General features: G+C 43.7%; 15 protein-coding genes. 10 read left to right on the top strand and 5 right to left on the bottom strand.

All coding sequences use genetic code 11. The features are described from left to right. The first annotated feature begins 20 nt into the window (after positions 1 to 20). The 6 genes from DXN04_RS09355 to DXN04_RS09330 are packed head-to-tail and all read left to right on the top strand — an operon-like array spanning position 21 to position 7,672. Positions 21 to 359 carry a hypothetical protein gene (locus tag DXN04_RS09355; RefSeq protein ID WP_116853068.1) on the top strand — a complete coding sequence of 113 codons (339 nt, stop codon included), beginning with the start codon at positions 21 to 23 and terminating at the stop codon, positions 357 to 359. 17 nt (positions 360 to 376) lie between these two features. Further along, positions 377 to 1,672 (top strand): SWIM zinc finger family protein, encoded by a 1,296-nt coding sequence (locus DXN04_RS09350; RefSeq protein ID WP_116853067.1) that lies wholly within the window; start codon positions 377 to 379, stop codon positions 1,670 to 1,672. A 16-nt stretch (positions 1,673 to 1,688) separates the two neighbouring features. Continuing rightward, positions 1,689 to 3,164, top strand: a complete 1,476-nt coding sequence (locus DXN04_RS09345; protein WP_116853066.1) for a DUF5691 domain-containing protein — start codon at positions 1,689 to 1,691, stop codon at positions 3,162 to 3,164. A 22-nt stretch (positions 3,165 to 3,186) separates the two neighbouring features. After that, complete coding sequence (locus tag DXN04_RS09340; protein WP_116853065.1) at positions 3,187 to 4,263, top strand: ATP-binding protein; 1,077 nt, start codon at positions 3,187 to 3,189, stop codon at positions 4,261 to 4,263. Between the two features lie 9 nt (positions 4,264 to 4,272). After that, positions 4,273 to 6,495: a DUF5682 family protein gene (locus DXN04_RS09335; protein ID WP_116853064.1), complete on the top strand. Its 2,223-nt coding sequence runs from the start codon at positions 4,273 to 4,275 to the stop codon at positions 6,493 to 6,495. A gap of 46 nt (positions 6,496 to 6,541) precedes the next feature. Then, entirely contained in the window at positions 6,542 to 7,672 is a 1,131-nt protein-coding gene (locus tag DXN04_RS09330; RefSeq protein ID WP_116853063.1) for a vWA domain-containing protein, read from the top strand. Between the two features lie 33 nt (positions 7,673 to 7,705). Here the strand turns inward: DXN04_RS09330 and DXN04_RS09325 are convergent, their stop codons facing one another. Further along, positions 7,706 to 12,475 carry a DUF3320 domain-containing protein gene (locus DXN04_RS09325; RefSeq protein WP_116853062.1) on the bottom strand — a complete coding sequence of 1,590 codons (4,770 nt, stop codon included), beginning with the start codon at positions 12,473 to 12,475 and terminating at the stop codon, positions 7,706 to 7,708. A gap of 220 nt (positions 12,476 to 12,695) precedes the next feature. On the opposite strand from DXN04_RS09325, the gene cls reads away from it, so the two are divergent. Continuing rightward, on the top strand, positions 12,696 to 14,174 hold the full coding sequence (cls, locus tag DXN04_RS09320; protein WP_116853061.1) for a cardiolipin synthase: 1,479 nt from the start codon (positions 12,696 to 12,698) through the stop codon (positions 14,172 to 14,174). Between the two features lie 110 nt (positions 14,175 to 14,284). Here cls and DXN04_RS09315 read toward each other — a convergent pair whose 3' ends face one another. From DXN04_RS09315 to ybeY, 4 genes are all read right to left on the bottom strand, one after another. Next, positions 14,285 to 14,665, bottom strand: coding sequence for a hypothetical protein (locus DXN04_RS09315; protein ID WP_116853060.1), 381 nt, complete (start codon positions 14,663 to 14,665; stop codon positions 14,285 to 14,287). A gap of 46 nt (positions 14,666 to 14,711) precedes the next feature. Then, positions 14,712 to 15,854 (bottom strand): lactonase family protein, encoded by a 1,143-nt coding sequence (locus tag DXN04_RS09310; RefSeq protein WP_116853059.1) that lies wholly within the window; start codon positions 15,852 to 15,854, stop codon positions 14,712 to 14,714. 584 nt (positions 15,855 to 16,438) lie between these two features. Next, the gene (gene mnmG, locus DXN04_RS09305; RefSeq protein ID WP_116853058.1) at positions 16,439 to 18,307 is read right to left on the bottom strand and encodes a tRNA uridine-5-carboxymethylaminomethyl(34) synthesis enzyme MnmG; all 1,869 of its coding nucleotides are present in this window, start codon (positions 18,305 to 18,307) and stop codon (positions 16,439 to 16,441) included. Positions 18,308 to 18,761: 454 nt separating this feature from the next. Further along, on the bottom strand, positions 18,762 to 19,193 hold the full coding sequence (gene ybeY / locus DXN04_RS09300) for an rRNA maturation RNase YbeY (protein ID WP_116853057.1): 432 nt from the start codon (positions 19,191 to 19,193) through the stop codon (positions 18,762 to 18,764). Positions 19,194 to 19,323: 130 nt separating this feature from the next. On the opposite strand from ybeY, the gene DXN04_RS09295 reads away from it, so the two are divergent. The 3 genes from DXN04_RS09295 (at position 19,324) to DXN04_RS09285 (ending at position 21,395) form a co-directional block, all read left to right on the top strand. After that, complete coding sequence (locus DXN04_RS09295) at positions 19,324 to 19,563, top strand: FeoA family protein (protein WP_116853056.1); 240 nt, start codon at positions 19,324 to 19,326, stop codon at positions 19,561 to 19,563. A gap of 35 nt (positions 19,564 to 19,598) precedes the next feature. Continuing rightward, positions 19,599 to 20,528, top strand: coding sequence for a helix-turn-helix domain-containing protein (locus DXN04_RS09290; RefSeq protein ID WP_116853055.1), 930 nt, complete (start codon positions 19,599 to 19,601; stop codon positions 20,526 to 20,528). A gap of 168 nt (positions 20,529 to 20,696) precedes the next feature. After that, complete coding sequence (locus tag DXN04_RS09285; protein WP_116853054.1) at positions 20,697 to 21,395, top strand: SDR family oxidoreductase; 699 nt, start codon at positions 20,697 to 20,699, stop codon at positions 21,393 to 21,395. The last annotated feature ends 191 nt before the right edge of the window (positions 21,396 to 21,586 follow it).

The following is a 21,586-nucleotide window of genomic DNA, read 5'->3' as shown; positions in this document are numbered from 1 at the left end:
TGACCACTAATTAATCAATCATGGAAAAGGAAACAAGGGCTCTTAAGATCAGTAAAATTGCAGCAAAGTCGGCCATCCGTTTATTTGTCATCATCGTTTTTGTAGGCGCACTCCCTTTTATCACAGGTGAACAACCCTGGAGTAAAAGACTGGAAAACGCACACTTCGTCATCCCTAATAAAATGACACTGATAGCCCCTGCACTGCTCTTTGCAGGTCTGCTTACCCTGATCGTGCTGGTGATCAAAAAGAAATACACCGTTATTGATTTCAACTGGCTGCTGGTACTGAATGCTGTTATCCTGCTGGTGTATATCACAATAATTTATATCCGGCTGTATTCGCTCATTTTTGTATAATCATAATATCTACTCCATTGCTCCTGACAGAAGAACATGTAATAGGTTTAGCCCCGGATGACGCTTCCCGTAAAGCGGGATCCGCACTGGCCAGTCCGGGAAAATGGGTAAGCAAAGGTGCCAACACTGATGCCTTATGGGGGGAATGCCAGGGCAGCGGCAGCAAGCCGTATCAAACCCAGGTAGACATCATAAACGTAGCATTCAAATGCAGCTGCCCCAGTCGCAAGTTCCCCTGCAAACATGGTATAGGACTCATGCTACTTTATGCCCGTCAGAAAGATACCTTCACGGACAATACTCCTCCTGCATGGGTGAGTGATTGGCTATCCAAACGCGCTGAAAAGAAAGTCGAAAAATCAGATAAACCCGTAGACGAAAACGCACAGGCAAAAAGACTACAGGCACGCCAGCAAAAAGTAGCCGATGGCATCACAGAACTCATGCTCTGGATGAAAGACATCGTGCGCAATGGCCTCCTGCAGATCCCTGAAAAAGGCGATGCCTACTGGGAAAATATGGCGAGAAGAATGGTCGATGCACAAGCCTCCGGCCTCGCAGGAATGGTGCGCGCACTGGGCGAAACAAACTTCTATAGCGAAGGCTGGCAACTCTCCTTTCTCGACCAGTTATTACGCATCTATCTCGTTGTACAAGGCTATACGCAAAGTGCTGACTTAGATGAACCTCTTCAACAGGAACTACGTAGCCTGATCGGCTTTACACAAAACCAGGAAGCACTCAAACAACAGACTGGTATTAAGGATAGCTGGCTGGTGCTGAGTAAACAGACGACTGAAGAAGAAAACCTCACCACTGAACGCTACTGGCTCTATGGGCAACATAGCCGGCAATCGGCACTGGTACTTCAATTCTATGTCCGGAACCAGACAAGACCTGAAGTACTCATCACCCCCGGCATTGCACTACAGGGAGAACTCGTTTACTTTCCTTCTCCCATACCACTCAGAGCCATCATCAAATACCCTGTATCCAATATCTCCCTGCCTGAAGTAACAGGTTTGGAAGGATGGACACAGGTCACAGCTACCGAAACAGCACTCTTCGAACAGATGCCTGTGCGCAGTGAAAGACCTTACATCGTACAGCAACTCACCCCTGTTCAACACAACCTGCAATGGTGGCTCAAGGATCGGGAAGAAAGACTGATGCCTCTGAAAGCCGGCTATCCAAACATCTGGAAACTCCTCGCCCTCAGTGGAGGAAAACCACTGAACATGGCAATACTGGGCAAAGAACAACAATATGAACCTTTAGGCGCATGGCATAACGGCTCTTATAAACTATTGTAATCGCGGGACAAAACTTATGTGGAATAATATTGTTAACACCGTCCTGTTAGGTACAGGCAAAAAACAACTGCGCAAAGACGATCTACCCCCTGCTTTATCCGCGATAGCTGATACCGTGTTGGGAGACAAATCACTGGATGTGGAAACACAGTTTCTACACCTCGCCGCACTTGCTCTTAATTACCGCCAGAGTGGTGTCACCGCACTACAGGATAGTAGTGTCACCCTGGAAGCTGCTCCTGACGAACTATTGCCTTATTGCAGTCCTGCTGCATGCCAGGCATTGCAAACCGCTATCGACATGGGTTTACAGGCACTCATCCTCTATTGGATGGAAGCCTGCGCAGCCGCCCGGCAACTCGCTCCTCCTGAATTCATTCCTACCCTGATGGATATGGCCATCAAGGAAAAACAATGGAGAAACCTGGCCCTCACTGTTGGTGGCAAAAGAGGTGAATGGCTCGGCCAGCTCAATCCTGCATGGGCTTTCAAAAAGATAGAAACCACTGAAGAACGCTGGCAAACCGGTGCACTTGAAGAACGCAAACAGGTGCTTGCTGCCATCAGGCAGGAAAATCCTGCACAGGCCAGAGAGTGGCTGCACCAAACATGGTCACAGGAAAACGCAGCTACCCGGGCTGAATTACTGGAGGTATTAAAGATCAATGCCAGTGAAGAAGATGTACCCTGGCTGGAAACACTGCTCACAGATAAAAGCACCAAAGTGAAAAATGAAACCTGGGAACTACTCAAACAGTTACCCACATCATCTATTACACAGGCTTACTGGCAGTTACTAAAACAAAGCATCACTCCTGCCAAAAAAGGATTGCTCAATAAAAAGTCGCTGGACATCCACCTGCAATTGCCTTCTGATAAAAGAATTGCAGATTCAGGAATACAGTTAATAAGCAGTTCAAAAAATACAAATGATGATGTTTTCATTCTCTATCAGCTCACTGCTTATGTACCTCCTGCATGGTGGGAAGATTATCTGCAAACGGATAAGAAAGGTGTACTTTCCTATTTTAATAATACAGAGCTCACAGAAAAATTCATACAGGCATTAGGTATGGCCGCCAGCCGTTTCAGGGACCTGGACTGGTTACGGTTGATAATAAAAGAAGGTGAAGACTTCTACATGGATGCCATGAAAATATTACCCGTTCATGATATGGAAGCTTATGCTCTCAGATTCCTTGAAAAAGAAGCACAATTCATCATCCGCATTCTTAGTGAAAGAGATTATGAATGGGGTCTGCCCATCACCCGGGAACTGTTCAAATGGATCGCTAAAAATCCTTACCAGTACAACCGTAATTTCTTTGATAAACAGATACAGAATATCCCCTTGCTAATCGCGGGCGAACTGGAAAGTTTTACACCTGAACTCCCCGCCTACCAGGCTACCTGGAAGAATACAACCGAACATATCAAAAGATTATTGACCTGCAAGGCTGCGATCAATAAATCTTTCTCAAATACAAAATGATCACCTTTTTAAGCAGATAAAAATGTCCAACATTTTACGTCAACACGCCGAACAACTGTTCGCTCAGGAACTGGAAGAACTGCAAAAGCAGGATACTGAAAAGCGTCCTTATATGTGGAAATTATCCCCACAGGCAGTAGTTACTTACCTCATGGGTGGTACACTGAAAAATGGATTTGAAATTCAACCCAAATACATTGGCAACCGCCGCCTGATGGAGATCGCTGTAGCCACCCTGACTACCGACCGTGCACTGCTCCTATATGGTTTGCCTGGTACTGCCAAAAGCTGGGTGAGTGAACACCTGGCTGCTGCAATCAGCGGAGATTCAACCCTGATTGTACAGGGTACTGCCGGTACCGGTGAAGAAGCTATCCGTTATGGCTGGAACTACGCCCGTCTGCTGGCAGAAGGTCCTACCCCCGGGGCAATCGTGGAAACACCTGTAATGCGTGCTATGAAAGATGGTAAAATTGCCCGTATCGAAGAGCTGACCCGTATCGGTGCCGATGTACAGGATACCCTTATCACCATCCTCTCCGAAAAAACACTGCCTATACCGGAACTGAGCAGTGAAGTAATGGCTCAGAAAGGCTTCAATATCATTGCTACAGCCAACAATAGGGACAAAGGTGTAAACGATCTTTCCAGCGCCTTAAAACGCCGTTTTAATACCGTTATTCTACCTGTTCCGGACAACATGGAAGAAGAGATCGACATCGTGAAGAGAAGAGTAGAAAGCTATGAGAAAGTAATGGACCTGCCGGCAGAGAAACCGGCATTGGAAGAGATCCGTCGCATTGTGACCATCTTCCGTGAACTGCGCAGCGGCATCACTGCCGACGGCAAGACCAAGATCAAAATACCAAGCGGCACGCTGAGCACTGCCGAAGCCATTTCTGTAGTAAACAACGGGCTGGCCATGGCAGCATATTTTGGGGATGGTGCTATCAAAGCAGCAGACCTGGCTGCAGGCATCATCGGTGCAGTGATCAAGGATCCTGTGCAGGATAAAATCGTATGGCAGGAATACCTGGAGACTGTCATCAAAACAAGAGATGAGTGGAAAGATATTTACCGGGCATTCCGGGACCTGTAAACGCATATTATGTCAATTCATATACTGGGCATACGGCACCATGGCCCTGGTTCTGCCAGGAGAGTACGCGCTGCCCTGGAAAAGATAAAACCGGACATCGTGCTCGTAGAAGGCCCGCCAGATGCTGACGTTATACTGGAATGGGTGGGACATGATGACCTGAAACCTCCGGTAGCCATCCTTGTATTCCAACCCGACGATCCAAAGAAAGCAGTGTTCTATCCATTTTCGGAATTCTCCCCCGAATGGCAGGCAATTCTCTATGCCAGAAAGCATAAGATCCCCGTTAAGTTCATGGACCTGCCAATGGCACATCAGTTTGAACTGCGCCATCAACCTGCTGCCGATTCCTCTTTGAATAACAGTGTTGTGATTCCCGATGCGGAAACACTCAGGAGAAATCCTATTGCATGGCTGGCCGCTGCCGCAGGCTTTGAGGAAGAAGAAACCTGGTGGGAACATGAGTTTGAATACCGCCAGGATGAAGAGCAGGTCTTCGATGCTATCACCGAAGGCATGCACGCCCTGCGCACTGACCTACCACTTCCCTATGACAGGGAAGAACAACTGCGTGAAGCATGGATGCGTAAAACCATCCGCCAGGCAGAAAAGGAAATGTATACAGAAATCGCTGTAATATGCGGTGCATGGCATGCCCCTGCATTGGCACATATGCCGAAGGCAAAAGATGACAATGATCTGCTGAAAGGATTGCCAAAAGTTAAAACAGCAGTATCATGGGTGCCATGGACATACAACCGTTTGAGTTATACCAGTGGTTATGGTGCAGGTATTAATTCCCCCGGATGGTATGAACACCTGTGGCATCATCCCACTGATGATGGTACCAGATGGATGGCCCGCGTAGCAAGACTGTTCAGGGAACAACAAAAAGATATCTCGGTAGCGCATGTAATGGAAGCTGTTCGCCTGGCAAATGCACTGGCCTCTCTGCGCAGATTGCCAAGAGCAGGATTGGAAGAACTGAATGAAGCTACCTTGAGTGTGCTTTGCAATGGTGAAGACATCCTCGTCAAACTGATTGAAAAAGCATTGATCGTCAGTGATAAGATCGGAGAAGTACCTATCGACGTACCCCGTCCTCCTTTACAAACAGATATCGAAAAGCTGCAAAAGAAACTGCGTTTACCGCAGACTGCCGATTTCAAAGATTACACCTTAGATCTCAGGAAGGAAAATGACCTGGAACGAAGCATCTTTTTACATCGTTTGGAATTGTTAGGTATTAAATGGGGAGATCGCTACGATGTATCCGGCAGAGGTACTTTCAAGGAACAATGGCGCTTGCAATGGGATCCGTCTTTATCTATTGATATCATCGAAAGAGGAAGCTGGGGGAACACTGTCGAAGAAGCGACTAACAGCTATGTGAAATACCGTGCACACGCAGCAGACAACCTGAAAGAAGTATGTACCCTGCTGGAAAGCGCCATTCCTGCAGAACTGGATGCCGCGATCGATTTATTGATTCAGCAGATCAATAACCTGGCCGCCGCTACCGGCGATGTGATGCAGCTCATGACGGTATTACCTAACCTGGTACAGATCAGCAGATATGGAAACGTACGTAAAACGGACGCTGCACTGGTAGAAGGTATCATCAATGGGATGATCACGCGTATCTGCATCAGTTTACCCGCTGCCTGTACAAGTCTTGCAGAAGATGCTGCATTACAGTTATTAGAATTGTTCTACAACATGAACGATGCAATCCTATTATTACAACAGGATGACCTGACTGCACAATGGACACAGACATTATCTTATATCGCTCATAATAATAACACCGCTCCTGTCATAGCAGGATATGCTACCCGCTTATTATCCGATCACAGACAGATTACAGGTGCTGAATTAGTGAAGGCATTCAGCTATGCCATGTCTACTGCCAATGCTCCTGCTGTAGCCGCAGCATGGCTGGAAGGATTTCTGAAAGGGAGTGGTACCTTATTATTGGTGGATAACGATTTGTGGACGGTTGTGAATAACTGGATGAATCAGCTGGAACAGGATACGTTTACACAACTCCTGCCTTTATTGAGGAGAACGTTTTCAGGGTTTAGTAAACCTGAGAGAAGGAAGCTGGGAGAGAAAGCTAAGAGTGGCATAGGTGGCGGACCTGCGGCGGCTTCTGTCGAAGTACATTTCGATACAGAAAGAGCGGAGAAGGGTATTCCAATTGTAATGAAAATGCTGGGGATTAAATCATAAACAATCCGGTTGAAATGATTTGCTCTCAGCAAAAAAAGATAATTGTATGGACAACTTACATAAATGGCGGCTCGTACTCGGTGGTAAAGATGCCGACGGCACAGGCTTTAACCTCGCCGGCAATGAACTGAAAATGGACCAGACGCTCGAAGCACTCTACGATAGTGAAAAGAAAGGTGGCCTTGGCCCCTCCTCTCCTAACGTAAGCCGTTGGTTAGGTGACATACGCACCTTCTTCCCGGCATCTGTCGTACAGGTAATGCAACGTGATGCTTTGCAAAGACTGAACATCACACAGATGCTCTTTGAAAAAGAAATGCTGGAAAATGTTGAACCTGATGTACACCTCGTAGCCACCTTATTAACATTACGCCACGCTATTCCGGATAAAACAAAAGACACTGCCAGACAAGTCGTTCGCCGTGTAGTAGAAGAGTTATTAAAGAAACTTACTCAACCTACTCAACAAGCGATCACCGGTAGCCTGCATCGCAGTATCCGTAATCGCCGTCCTAAGCATAATGAGATCAACTGGCATGCGACCATCTTAAAAAACCTGCGCCACTATCAACCTGAGTATAAAACTATTATTCCTGAAACACGTATTGGGTACGGACGCAAAACCACGTCTTTAAAAGATGTGGTGCTTTGCCTGGATCAAAGTGGTTCTATGGGAACATCCGTCGTATACTCCGGTATCTTTGGTTCTGTCATGGCATCCATTCCTGCTATCAAAACAAAGATGGTTGTATTCGATACCGCAGTTGCAGATCTCACCGAAGAGTTGAAAGATCCTGTTGATTTGTTGTTTGGTGTACAGTTGGGTGGTGGTACCGATATTCAGTTAGCACTGAATTATTGCCAGCAGATTATTACCAGACCTGCAGATACTGTTTTAGTATTGATCACCGACTTATTTGAAGGTGGTAGTAATGACCGTATGCGTAAGCGCGCAGCTGAACTGGTGGCGGCTGGTGTACAGGTGATTGTATTGCTTGCATTGAATGATGATGGTGCGCCGTATTATGATCATGAAAATGCACAGTTCCTTTCTAATTTGGGAATTCCAGTGTTTGCGTGCACGCCGGACAAGTTTCCTGATATGATGGCGGCAGCGCTGAGTAAGCAGGATATCAATACCTGGGCAGCGAGAGAAGACCTTGTATTAAAAAAGTAAAAAGGTGCGGCTCTTCGCCGCACCTTTTTTGTATTAATTTGTTTTCAGCCATTCATCATCCTGCATAATCACTCCCCCCTCAATCGCCTGTTTTATAGCTGTTGATAATTCCGCTTTCAATTCTTCTGTAACGCGGGTAAACCCTAATTGCTTCGCCACTAATGGTATTGCTGCCTCCTCTGTAATCGCCACCGCATCTCTCACCACCTTCTCTATTGCCAGCTTCATTTCCTCCGGTGCTATATACATCAGCTTCCGCGATGTGGCTGGCATATTCGCCCTGCTTCTCAGCACCGGCACTTCCATTTTCGCATCCCACAAAAACGCATCTTTCACTACAATACTTCCCCCCTCTTCTGCACTGGATATCGCCTGCTTCAGTGTCTCACGTATACGGCTACCCACTCTTGCCACTCCTGCTGCTTCTATCAATCGCCTCGCTACTTCCTCTGTATGCACCGGACTTTCCACCTGCACTATTTTTTCCAACCAGCTTCTTAGTTTATCCAATCCATGTGCATGCAATTCTTTCGTAGAAATCTCCATCGGTAAGATGGCAGTTTCATACAATGGCAGTTCCGGCATCGTCATATCTTCCTCCTCCCTCACCATTGTAAAATCTTCTGCTGCTTCCGGTTCCGGTTCAGGAATCACTTCGTTCTTTTTTGCCTGTTCCACCGCAGCAAGCAATCGCTTTATTTCTCTCGCAGGATGTCTGAACCAATCCGTGCTCCACACATGATATAAGTTCCAGCCCATATCTTCCAGCACCTGTTGTCTCAGTCTGTCCCTGTCTCTCGCAGACCGCGCAGAATTATACCCTTCCCCATCACACACAATACCTATTATATACTTACCCGGATGTTCAGGATCAGAAATAGCCAGATCAATAAAGAAGCCTTTGCTACCTACCTGCTTATGCACAGTATAACCTGCCTCCTGCAAATGCTTTGCTACTTCTTCCTCAAAAGGAACTTTAGCCGGCAATCCATCAGCAGACGGTGTATACAATTGTCCATGCTGTGCAAAGTATAGAAAGTTCTTCAGCGCCTTCACACCTTCACTATCTGTACGATTCATATCTATATCATCAGCACTAAGGTTAGTAAATACTTCACATCTTTGTTTTGCACGCGTGATCAATACGTTCAACCGCTTCTCACCACCTTCATTATTCAATGGACCAAAAGCTAAACTAACTGAACCATCAGCCGTACGACCATAGCCTATACTGATGTAAATGACATCACGCTCATCACCCTGTACATTCTCCAGGTTCTTCACAAAGAATGGTTCATGTGGATGTGCTTTAAAAAACGATTCCACTTCAGGCAATTTCTTTCTCGCTGCTTCCAGTGATTCCTGTATCGCCTGCATTTGTGCTGTACTAAATGCCACCACACCTAAACTCAAATCAGGATGTTCTTTTGCATGCCGGATCACTGCTTCTGTAATCGCATTTGCTTCCTGTGGATTTGTACGCGTCTTACCACGATCGTATACTGTATCTTTCAGGTGATGATAGATCAATCCCATCTTATGCGTCGCACCAGGACTTGGGAAGATCACCAGTTTATTTTCATAAAACTCCTGGTTTGATAATGTGATCAGTGATTCATGACGACTACGATAATGCCATCGCAACATGCGTTGTGGTGCACCCTGTGCATCGCACATACCTAAAATGCTCGGCATATCGGCAGTCACATTTTCTTCATCATCAGTTTCCTTCAGTAATGAATCGAAGAAACTACCTGGTGGCATCTGCTTACTATCTCCTACCACTACCAGTTGTTTACCTCTCAGCAATGCACCCAATGCATCCACTGGTCTTACCTGCGAAGCCTCATCGAATATAACCAGGTCAAACTGCAATGATCCCGGTGGTAAGAAATTAGCAATTGACAATGGGCTCATCATGAATACAGGTTTGATAGCCTGTACCGCCAATCCCGCTACCTGCATCAGTTTTCGGATAGGCATATGTCTTGCTTTTTTATTGAATTCAGTACGGAGTACATTTACCTGTCCACCCGCATCTAACGGTGGTATACCATCATAGTGTTTCAATGCAGCCCGTGCACGATTGTATTGCAGGTTTAGTGTATCCAGTTTTACAAACTGCTTCACGGACGACTCATGACTGGCTCTTTCAAATTTCCTCAGTGCAGCATGTTTCACCAATGCCTGCTCATACAAATATTCATACCATGTTTTCTGCAAAGCAGGTGTCAAACCTTTCTGTGCTTCCGGCCAATACACTACTGCATCAATTAAAGATTCCAATCCTTCATTGATGGCAGATGATGCTAAGTTATTCCATGAGATCATCAAATGAATTTCAGGCAAACCTGCAATCCATGATTCCATCAATACGATCTGGTCTTCGTATGAACGTTGTAATAACGGGGTGATTTCTTTGTAACGAATTTGCTCATTGAAAGCAGTTGCAGTTACTATTTGTTCAATAGCAGTTCCATGCAGCTGCAAATATTTTAACAGTGTATCCAGGTACTGTTTGGCTGTCGCCTGCGGCTCATTTTTTTCGAGATAAGAGAGAATCACTTTGTCGCATGAACCGATACTAACCTGCCTGTGTACATCACTTAAATAATTAGAAATAGCTTCCAGCTCATTCCAGTTACTCAATCCTTTTTGCCAGCGCTGACCAAACAGATCTTTAGCAAGTACTTCATAATCCTGCACCTGTTTATCCAATCGCTTTGCTTCCATGATTGCATCTACACATGCAAGTTTTGCAGCAGCATCAGCAGGTGCGCCGTTCCTGCATAATGCAGCTAACTGGCGATTACTCCTATTGTAATCACCAATTGCAAACTTGAACCACTTCTCGCCATAGGCTAACAGATTTTGCCTGATCTCGAGTACATTTTGTTCCCATGCTTCGGGTATCAGAATAGAATCATATACCTGCCGTATTTGTGCTAATCTTTTTCCTGTTTGCAACAGCTCCTTCACATCTTCTTTTCTTTGCATCCAGGCAACGTTCGAAATATTCACACCTGATAGATCAGGTCTTACAGCTGCTACCTGCAGCACATAAGAAAGGTCCATTGTATCTTTCTTATTCAGTGGCATCGGCATGCCTACATGCGAAGCAATCATGGCACTTTCATGTTGCAGACTTTTGATCGTCTCAACAGCGTGCTGCATGAGTGGAATTAATTTTTCCTGTTCGGAAGGTGTTAAGATTGTTAACTGGCTACCCCAGAATAATAATGCAGATGGCATACCTGTTTCACCTAATCTTGCGGTGATCCTGTTTGCCATATTTTCTGCACGTTGCATATTGCTGGCATCCCAGTTTGCAATATCCGGAATAGGTATACGTGGTAAAATTAGTTCACCTGCTGCTTCCTGTAGTTGCAACAAATAGCCCATGAGTTGCTGCGGTGATACTCCACTTTTTCCAACAGGTGAATTCACTGCTAAACAATAATCATTCAACTCACGCCTGTACTCATGTAATAAGGCAACTTCCTGCTGCAGCTGCATGATAGCAGGTTTACCAAGTTCCAGTGTGCGGCGCAGTTCCTGGTGCAGTTCTTTTTTATTCGCTTTGTGACTATGCAATTCTAAACATGCATCGCCGAGTTGAATCGTATCGAGTCTTCTTTTCACTACTTCCAGCGCTGCCATTTTTTCTGCAACGAAAAGTACTTTCTTTCCTTCGCCGATAGCGTTTGCAATCAGGTTGGTGATGGTCTGTGATTTACCTGTACCAGGCGGTCCCTGTATCACAAGATTTTTTCCTTCCTGCACAGCAAGCATGGCAAGCAGTTGTGAACCATCTGCATCTACTACCTGATGCATTTCGTGTGCATTGGTTTCAGTATCTATAAATGTTTCATCGCTTACAGCAGATTCACCTTCACTGAATCCCCCACCGAATAAGCTTTGCAATACAGGATGTAAGGCAGGTTGTTCATCGTCAGGCCAGTTTTCACTATCCAGGTCATGGTACAACATCAATTTTCCGAAGGAGAAAAATCCTAGTTCCACAGCATCCATTTTCACTTCCCACTTCGTCATACCATATACGGCATCTGCTATTTCCTGCAAGTAATCGTTGATAGAAATTTCATCCGTTTCCGGCATATCTGGCAATACAATTCCAAAGTCAGTTTTGATCTTTGTTTGTAAACTCAGGTTCATTTCTACATCACTACCGGTATAGCGCAAACGAAATCTCTCGCGTGCACTACTTCTTTCCAGTGATACTGGTATGAGTATTAAAGGAGCTTGTCGTGCTTCTTTGGTATTATCCTTTTCATACCATTGCAACATACCTAATGTAAGGAAGAGGATATTCACACCTTGTTCTTCCAGGCTGGTACGTGCGGCATAATAAGTATTGAGCAATCTGTTTTGTAAAGCAGCAGCGGCTTCGGTAGTTTGCAAACGGGTATCGTACACGACTGTTTCGGGTAGTGCGGTAGATCCTTCTTTTTGCTCTTCTTTCGGAAGTCCTGTTTCGTCAGTAGCGGGTGGGGTTACCAATACTTCTTCTTTCAAAAATGCATTGGGGTCATCCAGCATACCGGCTGTATTATCTTCCGGGGTAACAGCTTTCTCCTTGTTTTCTTTATTACCTGGTTTGGGTAAAAACGTCATCGCCTTTCCTTGCTTTACCAGCACTTCATAGACGTTGGCACTTTTTTCCTGATCGATATGAACTCCACGGCTAACTGGTAAGCGATAATTTAATAAAGGGTTACGCAGTCCCAGGTCGAGCAACTCCCTTCTTGAGGCCTCCAGTTTGGAGAGGATTGATTCCTGCATGTACAGTTTGTTGTTACAACAAAAAAATTACTAATTATTTTTAGAACGAAGGATATTAATAATTATTTGGTACAAATCCTGAAGAGTTAGAAAATTAACAGTTAAATCGCAGGATCCGAACCAATTCATGGAACCTTAGGCCGCATTAATCGGTTCGGATCAGTTCAATTCTCTAGAAGTTGAAATTCAGTATTACCTTTATCATACATAACCATATAGCGTGTATCAGGTACTATATTTTCTTTGGGGCACCGACTGGCACATCGCCATCAAGATCTTCGGCTATGTATTGATCAGCCTCTCCTTTATAGGGGTAGTCAGCACTATCCTGCTGGAAAACCGCAACCCTGTTAAAGCATTGTCTTACATCATGTTATTGGTGTTCGTTCCCATCCTTGGACTAATTGTCTACTACTACCTGGGCCGTGACCTGCGCAAACGCCGCCGCTTCACGCTCAAAGGCAGTAAAGACGAAACCCTGATGCTAAGATACTGGGAATCACAGCGCAGAGAAATTGAACATATGCAGCTCTCACTCCGTCATCACGTGGCCAGCAAACAGGAGATCTCCGCTATGTTACTGAATACCAGAAATTCTGTCCTTTCTCAAAATAATAAAATCCAGATCCTACTCAATGGTGAAGAGAAATTCCCTGCTGTAATGAAAGCCCTCAGGGAGGCCAAACATCACATTCACATGGAATACTACATCTTCGCCGCAGATGATATAGGCAATGAAGTAGCCAATATACTCGTAGAAAAATTAAAAGAAGGTGTAGAAGTCAGATTTGTATACGATGACCTGGGTTGTAGTGATATCGGTGATATCCCCGATCTGCTGGAAGAACATGGTGCGGAAGTATTTAAGTTCTCACCTGTACTAATCAACTTCTACCTCAATGCTAATTATCGTAATCACCGTAAGATCATTATCATAGATGGTAATATCGGTTTCACTGGTGGTATCAATATGGATGACCGCTATCTCAACAATGGCAAGCATCCCGTGTTCTGGAGAGATACACATTTACAACTGGAAGGGGATGTAGTTAACCTTTTGCAGCTACAGTTTATGATGAGTTATCGTTATTGCAGCAAGAACACTTTTCCATTCAGTGATCCATACTTTCATCGTTCACATCTGAAAGAGCATTGCTTTGCAGATATCGTATCCAGCGGACCTGATTCAGATTTCCCGATGTCTATGCAAACGATTCTCATGGCGATCAATGTAGCGAGAAGAAGTATCCGCATCAGTAATCCATATTTCATTCCTAACGACCAGATCCTGACTGCTTTACAAATGGCTGCACTGGCAGGTAAAAACGTAGAGTTGTTAATGCCATCAGAAAGTGATTCGTTTTTTGTGCAACATGCTGCACAGTCATATGTAAAACCAATGCTGGATGCAGGTGCGAAAGTATATTTTTATCAGAAGGGATTTATTCACGCCAAGACTATTGTGATAGATGATAACCTGGCGATAGTAGGCACTGTAAACCTTGATAACAGAAGCTTTTATCTGAACAGTGAGATTGCAGTAGTCGTGTATGACAGACCGGTAGTACATAAGTTAAATGCTGCCTTTGAACAGGACTTGCAGGATGCCGTTCAGATTGAAAGGCGCTCCTGGAAAAACCGCTCTATCTGGCAACGTTTTATTGATGCTGTGTGCAGATTGCTGACACCATTATTGTAATGAAATTCATTAAAAAATCCGCCGTTGATAGTTGATGCATTTTTCATCAATTATCCACGACGGATGCGAAGGCCTGGGGCCTGCTATAAAAATCAAAATTGATTCGCTATTTAAATATCATCTTCATTCGTCTCATCCAGATCTTCGTGTCTGTCTCCACCTAAGCTGTAATAATTATTTTCTTCATCTTCTTCACCGATTGATTCTTCCTCATCATCCAGTTCTGCACCTGGTATATCCAGATCATCATCTTCCTCACTGAATTCCTGTGGAATAGATCCTTCTTCCCTTGCTATTTCATTATTGATCCTGCGTGATCCGGTTACACCTTCCACATCCAGGTCCTCTCTTTCTTCATTATTCATAATGTCTTCACTGGCCGGATAAGTAGGATAGCCCGGAAAGGCCTGATCTCTCTTAGCTTCTAATTCTTCCTGAGTTGGAATGTGTTCATTCCCTGTTGTTTTATTTTTTAAGTCTTTATTTTTCATGGCTTGATCTTTAAGGTTTGTACCGAAAAAGTTATGCCAATGCGATTTAATTACTGCCTATGAATTTCAAACAAACCGGACTTGGAGTCTTCAGTTCTTCCTTCTGTTTTTTGAGGAGTCCGCTTGCTTTATCCCTTTTGAAAACGGTCACATTGTTTGACCCCTGATGAGCAACCAGCAGGTAGTTGCCGGAAGGATCGATCACAAAATTCCTGGGTGTTTTTCCACCTGTAGCTGTCTCTCCTTTTTTCACGAGATTCCCTGTCTTAGCATTGATGGAAAAAGTCAGGATATTATTCAGGGGATCCCGATTCGTTGCATACAGGAATTTTCCATCGGGCGAAATGTGGAGGTCAGCAGCCCAGGGCTTTCCCTTGAAATTTTCCGGAAGAATAGATACTGCCTGGAAAGGAGTCAGCTTACCATTGTCATAATGAAAGGAAGTAATTTTTCCATCCAGTTCATGTATCACATAGACCCATTTCCCATTGGGATGAAATACCAGGTGGCGGGGACCTGAGCCCGGAGGGAAAGGTGCGAAACCCGGATTAGCAGGCACCAGTGGTTGTACATCACCCTGGCGGTAATTGTAAATGGCTATCTGGTCGATACCCAGGTCGGACACATATAGATACTGGTGATCCGGACTGAAATACACACAATGCACATGTGGTTTTTCCTGTCGCTCTTTGTTTGGACCGGAACCGGTATGTTCAATGGTTTGCACCGGTGCTTCGAGGCGACCATCCGGTTTTACAGGCAGTATAGAAAAACTGCCGCCGGAGTAGTTCGCGACTACTACATATTTTCCATCCTGGTCGGTAGTGATATAGCAAGGATCGTCACCGCCCGAAGCTTGTTTATTTAAAAAGGTAAGTTGTCCTGAAATTGTATCCCATCCAAAGGCGCTCACATTGCCCGGTTTATCCCCATTCGTTTCGTTCACGGCATATACATACTTGTGATCCGGAGCTATCACAAGGTAAGAGGGATTCTCTACATTGGGAGCTGTGCTTACAAACCGGAAGGTACCGGTTTGGGTGTTGAAGGCATAGACGCTGATACCTTCATCAGGAGTTTTAGTATAACCACCGATGAGTAAATATTTCTCAGCAGAAGATGTATCTGTTTGAGCAAGCAAAGTAGAGGAAAAGAGTAAAGCTGTGCTGGTGAGTAAGATTTTGATCATATTCGGGAATTGTTATGCCTAAACAAATTACTAAAAGTATCTAAAAACAGGAAAACGCATTTTAAGGGGGTAATTTTAATTTGATACCTGTTTTGAAGGAATCACATAGCCGATTCGGTGATCGTTGAAATTTAAGGAGATATTGAGATCGAATTAATTAATTGATTATCAATTTATTATGAATAATAAGGGGATTTAGAGGAGAAAAATGAATATTTCGCGATTTTAAAAGAGCCCAGTCCGAAGAAACGGACCGGGTGTTTATTATACTTCTAATTTAACCTTCACTTTAAAGAATGTATAGGCAAGGCAATACCTTAACCTTCATGACAAATTTCTTAAGCTACGAATACAGGAATTTATAAAAACGAGTTTCAGTTTATTTTTCTAAAGGTGGATAATTTCATAAGTCTAAGCAGGAATCATACTACAGGAAAATATGCTTTGGCCAGTGCTCATAGTTGTGTCGTTTAAATTGAGGGATATGATTCAGTACTTATAGAACGAATATAGTCAAAAAAAAATACATGCTCTACAAAAGCATGTATTTTTTATTCTATAAATAAAAATTTAAAATACGAGTTTTATCTTCCCATATACACCATCAAAATCTGAACATCACTTGGGTTTACACCACTAATTCTGGATGCCTGTCCTAAAGTACGAGGTTTTATTTTATTAAATTTCTGTCTTGCCTCGGCGCTTAGTGAAACCAATTTAGTATAATCAAAACTATCCGGGATCACCAGGTCTTCAAGTTGACTCATTCTTTTTACCAGTTCATTTTCCTTTTCGATATAAACTTCATACTTAATCTGGATCTCTGCCTGTTCCAGGGTTTCATTATCGAATGGTGCCATAGCATTTTTCATCTTCGTCACATTGTCCCTCATAGAGAAAATATCCATAGATGGACGAAGTAAAATCTGGTAAGCACGGATTCTTTGGGTAAGCGGGGAAGTATTTTTCTCGATCATGAAATGATTAATATCTTCCGGATCGATGGGTAATTCTTTCAGAATCGCTTTAATTTTTTCTACTCCTTCTGATTTAACCTTCACTTTTTCCATCCTGTTCTCCCCTGCCAAACCAATTTTATGACTCTGTTCGGTCAATCTCAGATCCGCATTATCCTGGCGAAGTAGTGTTCTGAATTCTGCACGGGAGGTAAACATACGATATGGTTCATCGGTTCCCTTGTTGATCAGGTCATCGATGAGTACTCCTATGTAAGCTTCACTTCTTTTCAGAACAAAAGGAGCCTGACCGCTTGCCTTAAGGTGGGCATTGATACCTGCCATCAGGCCTTGGCATGCTGCTTCCTCGTACCCGGTAGTACCATTTATCTGACCTGCGAAGAAGAGGTTTTGAATATGTTTGGTCTCCAGGGAGAAACTCAACTGGGTTGGTGGGAAGTAATCATACTCGATAGCATATCCCGGGCGGAACATTTTTACGTTCTCAAAACCCGGCACTAACTGCAGGGCTTTATATTGAACATCTTCTGGCAGGGAGGTAGAAAATCCGTTTACATATATTTCCACGGTATTCCAACCTTCCGGTTCTACGAACAGTTGGTGTCTGTCTCTTTCGGCGAACCTGTTTATTTTGTCTTCGATACTTGGGCAATAGCGAGGTCCCCTACCCTGTATTCTACCCTGGAACATTGGAGAGCGATCGAAACCTGTCTTCAACATTTCGTGTACTTCGTCACTTGTATAGGTGATGAAACAACTTCTTTGTTGTTCAGGTTTTATCTTCTCGACATCCAGGTACGAGAAGCCGGTAATGACATCATCTCCTTTTTGTTCTTCCATTTTGGAGTAATCCAGGCTTCTGGCATCAATACGGGGAGGTGTCCCGGTCTTAAGACGATCACTTTCAAAACCGAGGGAAACCAATTGTTCGGTGATACCGGTAGCTGCTTTTTCTGCTACGCGACCTCCACCGAATTGTTTATCACCAATATGCATTACACCATTCAGGAAAGTTCCGTTGGTGAGCACTACGGATTTTGCTTTTATTTCATGCCCCAGGCCTGTCACCACACCATAGCAAATACCATCTTTTACAAGAAGGCCTTTCACCATGTCCTGATAGAAATCTACATTGGGAGTTTGTTCCAATGCTTCTCTCCACTTAGCAGCAAAGAGCATTCTATCATTTTGGGTGCGGGGACTCCACATTGCAGGCCCCTTAGATCTGTTCAACATACGGAACTGGATCATTGACTGGTCAGTCACGATACCAGAGTATCCACCCATGGCATCGATCTCTCTAACTATTTGTCCCTTTGCGATACCACCCATAGCAGGGTTGCAACTCATTTGGGCAATAGTCTGCATGTTCATGGTCACTAAAAGAACCTTTGAACCCATATTCGCTGCAGATGCCGCAGCTTCGCAACCGGCATGTCCTGCACCTACCACTATAACATCGTAAGATGGAAACATAATATTAATTAATAGAGATGCAAAGGTACAACCAAGGAAGCACATATTATGTTCCACGTGGAACAAATGAAATTTTATAAAGATCGGGGTGAAATAAAGAAGAAGAATTCCTCGATTCCTTATCCCGGCATTAAGACAAAAAGGATATTATAAGTACATCAAGAGGGCACCAAAAGGTCACCTCAATATCGATTGGATATTGAGGTGACCTTTTGGTGCCCTGATAGTGACCTTATGATAATGTTTTAGTACAAAAGCCGAACTATAAAACAATAGGATGAAGAAAAATAAAAACTCATGAAAACAGACGGTCAAAATAAATGCCATCAGAAATGGAAAGTGGAAACTTAGAATGAGGTCATCAATTCTCTATTTAGAAATGAATAGAAATAAAAAAGGTCAACTTTAAAAGTTGACCTTTTTCTTATTACGATAAGTGTTCCACGTGGAACATTTAAAGTGACACACCTAAATATTCTTTCAAACATTCATTTTCTTTAGCTCGCATAATAGCTGCCTGCTCCTTTGACTTGTCCTTATACCCACATAAATGTAATGCGCCATGAAATATTACCCGGTGTAATTCCTGTTCAACAGGTACTTTGAATTTTTCTGCATTTTCCTTTACCCGGTCTATACTAATATAAATCTCCCCTTCCGTCACTTTCGGGTCAGTACCCAATTCAAAAGTTACAATATCCGTATAGGTATCATGCTGCAAAAATTGCTGATTGATCTCCAAAAGATAGTCATCTGAACAAAACACATACTGTAAGTCCTTCAGTTTTTGTCCCTCCCTGGAAAACTTCTCTTTTATGTATGCCTTCAACCTTGTCTTATCTTTCAGGTTTACCTTTACCTCATGGGAAGTAAAATTTATCGCCATATACCACTGCTGTTTTTATAGTGTAATTCTATATGTAAAAGTATAGTGAAATTTCTGATTAACAGCACACTATCTTTGGGGGTCTCCCCTTCAGCAAGTACCTTTGCACTGTCGTTAAACACCACATGAGATGAAAAAAAGTGCGATTAAATTGTCCTCGCTTGCTATAGGAAAAAGTGCCGTAATTACTGCTTTCGAAAGTGATGACTTACATATCAAATTGATGGAAATGGGATGCGTGCCTGGAGAAACAGTAAAGATTGAAAAAATTGCACCCCTCGGAGATCCCATCTCAATAATGGTAGCCGGATATAATCTTTCCCTTCGTAAAACAGAAGCCGATTATATCTGGGTAGAAGAACTTGCATAAAGATTTACTCTCCCCTTTTTTAAAATACCTGATCCATGCCTTCATCCAATTCTTTGCCTACCCACCACCTGGATCCTTTCCATAAAGAACGTCACCGTACTTCTACCAATGCGATCTTTGGGTACAACAACTTAGCGGTACAATATCAAATTCCAGGATTTGAGTTGTACTCCTCCGAAGGCATGATACCAGATTACGGTCCGGCAAAATCTACTTTCTACAGAGTCGGTATTGTTCTAAAAGGAAGTATCCATATGAAGTTAGGCCTGGAACATTTCGACGTTGGCCCACTTAGCCTGACCTTTTCTATCCCCGGACAAGTGCATAGTAAATCCAATGCCAGTCCCGATATCTTCGGTTACTATATATTATTCTCATCTACTTTTCTTGAAGGCATCCTTCCCCCTTTGAATTTGAGTACCGAATTCCCCTTCTATGACTATTCCTGTTCCCAACTGCTTCAGTGCAACGAACAGGAAATCAATGAAATAGTGAGTTTTATAGAAAAAATAGACGCTGAGCTAAAGTCAGATTCTTCAGGGAAGGTGACAGCCATCAAAATGTATCTCTACCTTCTACTTTTGACCGCCAAAAGATCATATGAAAGGCAGTTGCCCCATAATAATTTAAAACCGGCTACACACATAGTCACCCAATTTCATAAACTGGTGAGTCAACACTTTTTGCAATACAGGCAGGTGAGTGATTATGCACGGATGCTCCATGTAACCCCTAACCACCTAAACCGGGTGGTAAAAAATACAACCAATCGTACCGCATCGGATGCCATCCAGGAAATGCTGGTACAGGAAGCAAAAGTTTTGTTGCAGAATACTGCGTTATCAATTTCAGAAATATCTTATCAATTGGACTTTAGCGAACCGGCAGCATTCAATCACTTCTTCCGGAAATTAACCGGGGGAACCCCGCTGAGTTATAGAAGTATGTTCGCCACGGTAGTATAAACAACACCATTGCCTTTTCATTCAAACTTAAAATCTCATTCCCTCAATCAGATTTGCATCCCCCACTTTCTCATCAAAGCATAATCTGATCAATTCCCTGCATCATTCAAACAATTCCCCCACTCCACAGCTTCGCATATTTGTATGGTCGAAACAAACAACCGTACAATGGAAAAAATAATCATCGCCGGCGGAAGCTCCGGAATCGGATTGGCCACCGCAAAACTCCTGGCAGAAAAAGGTGCATCAGTAATCATCACCGGCCGAAGTGAAGATAAATTAGCTAAAGCCCTTGAAACAGCACCTGGTATTAACGCTACCTCGCTCGACAGCACAGATAGCAACGCACTAGAAACATTCTTTAGCCAGACCGGCCACTTTAATCACCTCATACTTACCTTGAGCAGCGCCAAAGGAGGTGGTCCATTTGCGACAATGGATCTCAATGATCTGCGTGCAGGCTTCGATGGTAAATTCTGGCCACACCTGCAGACCATCCAGGCTGCACTTCCATGGCTCGATAAAAACGGTAGCATTACCATCGTAAGTGCTGCATCCTCCACAGCTATTCTGCCAGGCACCTCAGGACTGGCAGCTATCAACGGTGCGCTGGAAGTGATGGTTCCCATCCTTGCCAAGGAACTAAAGCCCCTTCGCATCAATGCTGTTTCACCTGGTGTAATAGATACTGAATGGTGGAATTTCCTGAACAGGGATGAGCGGAAAGCCACCTTCGAAAACTACGCCCAAGGCATCGCTGTGGGAAGAATAGGTAATCCACAGGATGTGTCTAACCTCATTGAAACAGTTGTGAATAATTCATACATAAACGGGGCTGTGCTCAATGTAAATGGTGGTCTATTGTGAATTGTGAATTCGCATTTACTCACATTTGTGGAAAACTAAGGCACTAATTTCATTTTTGAAGGCGCTGAGAATCAAATGGCTAGGCTTATCCCCAGGCAATTAGCTTTTATGTGATTCTCAGCGCCTTCATTTTTAATTTTATCTATTTTTATAGCTTTTGTTAATTCAATGTGGATAATAGTGAAAAATAT

It is taken from the genome of Chitinophaga silvisoli, assembly GCF_003412465.1.
Classification (GTDB): Bacteria; Bacteroidota; Bacteroidia; order Chitinophagales; family Chitinophagaceae; genus Chitinophaga; species Chitinophaga silvisoli.
Note: the sequence above shows the minus strand (reverse complement) of the source record. Positions and strands in the feature narration are given on the sequence as shown.

Excerpts from the sequence above, each read along its gene's own strand:
- DXN04_RS09355 (WP_116853068.1), top strand. The coding sequence starts at position 21 with ATGGAAAAGGAAACAAGGGCTCTTAAGATCAGTAAAATTGCAGCAAAG.
- DXN04_RS09345 (WP_116853066.1), top strand. The coding sequence starts at position 1,689 with ATGTGGAATAATATTGTTAACACCGTCCTGTTAGGTACAGGCAAAAAA.
- DXN04_RS09340 (WP_116853065.1), top strand. The coding sequence starts at position 3,187 with ATGTCCAACATTTTACGTCAACACGCCGAACAACTGTTCGCTCAGGAA.
- DXN04_RS09335 (WP_116853064.1), top strand. The coding sequence starts at position 4,273 with ATGTCAATTCATATACTGGGCATACGGCACCATGGCCCTGGTTCTGCC.
- DXN04_RS09330 (WP_116853063.1), top strand. The coding sequence starts at position 6,542 with ATGGACAACTTACATAAATGGCGGCTCGTACTCGGTGGTAAAGATGCC.
- DXN04_RS09325 (WP_116853062.1), bottom strand. The coding sequence starts at position 12,475 with ATGCAGGAATCAATCCTCTCCAAACTGGAGGCCTCAAGAAGGGAGTTG.
- DXN04_RS09315 (WP_116853060.1), bottom strand. The coding sequence starts at position 14,665 with ATGAAAAATAAAGACTTAAAAAATAAAACAACAGGGAATGAACACATT.
- DXN04_RS09310 (WP_116853059.1), bottom strand. The coding sequence starts at position 15,854 with ATGATCAAAATCTTACTCACCAGCACAGCTTTACTCTTTTCCTCTACT.
- mnmG (WP_116853058.1), bottom strand. The coding sequence starts at position 18,307 with ATGTTTCCATCTTACGATGTTATAGTGGTAGGTGCAGGACATGCCGGT.
- ybeY (WP_116853057.1), bottom strand. The coding sequence starts at position 19,193 with ATGGCGATAAATTTTACTTCCCATGAGGTAAAGGTAAACCTGAAAGAT.
- DXN04_RS09295 (WP_116853056.1), top strand. The coding sequence starts at position 19,324 with ATGAAAAAAAGTGCGATTAAATTGTCCTCGCTTGCTATAGGAAAAAGT.
- DXN04_RS09290 (WP_116853055.1), top strand. The coding sequence starts at position 19,599 with ATGCCTTCATCCAATTCTTTGCCTACCCACCACCTGGATCCTTTCCAT.
- DXN04_RS09285 (WP_116853054.1), top strand. The coding sequence starts at position 20,697 with ATGGAAAAAATAATCATCGCCGGCGGAAGCTCCGGAATCGGATTGGCC.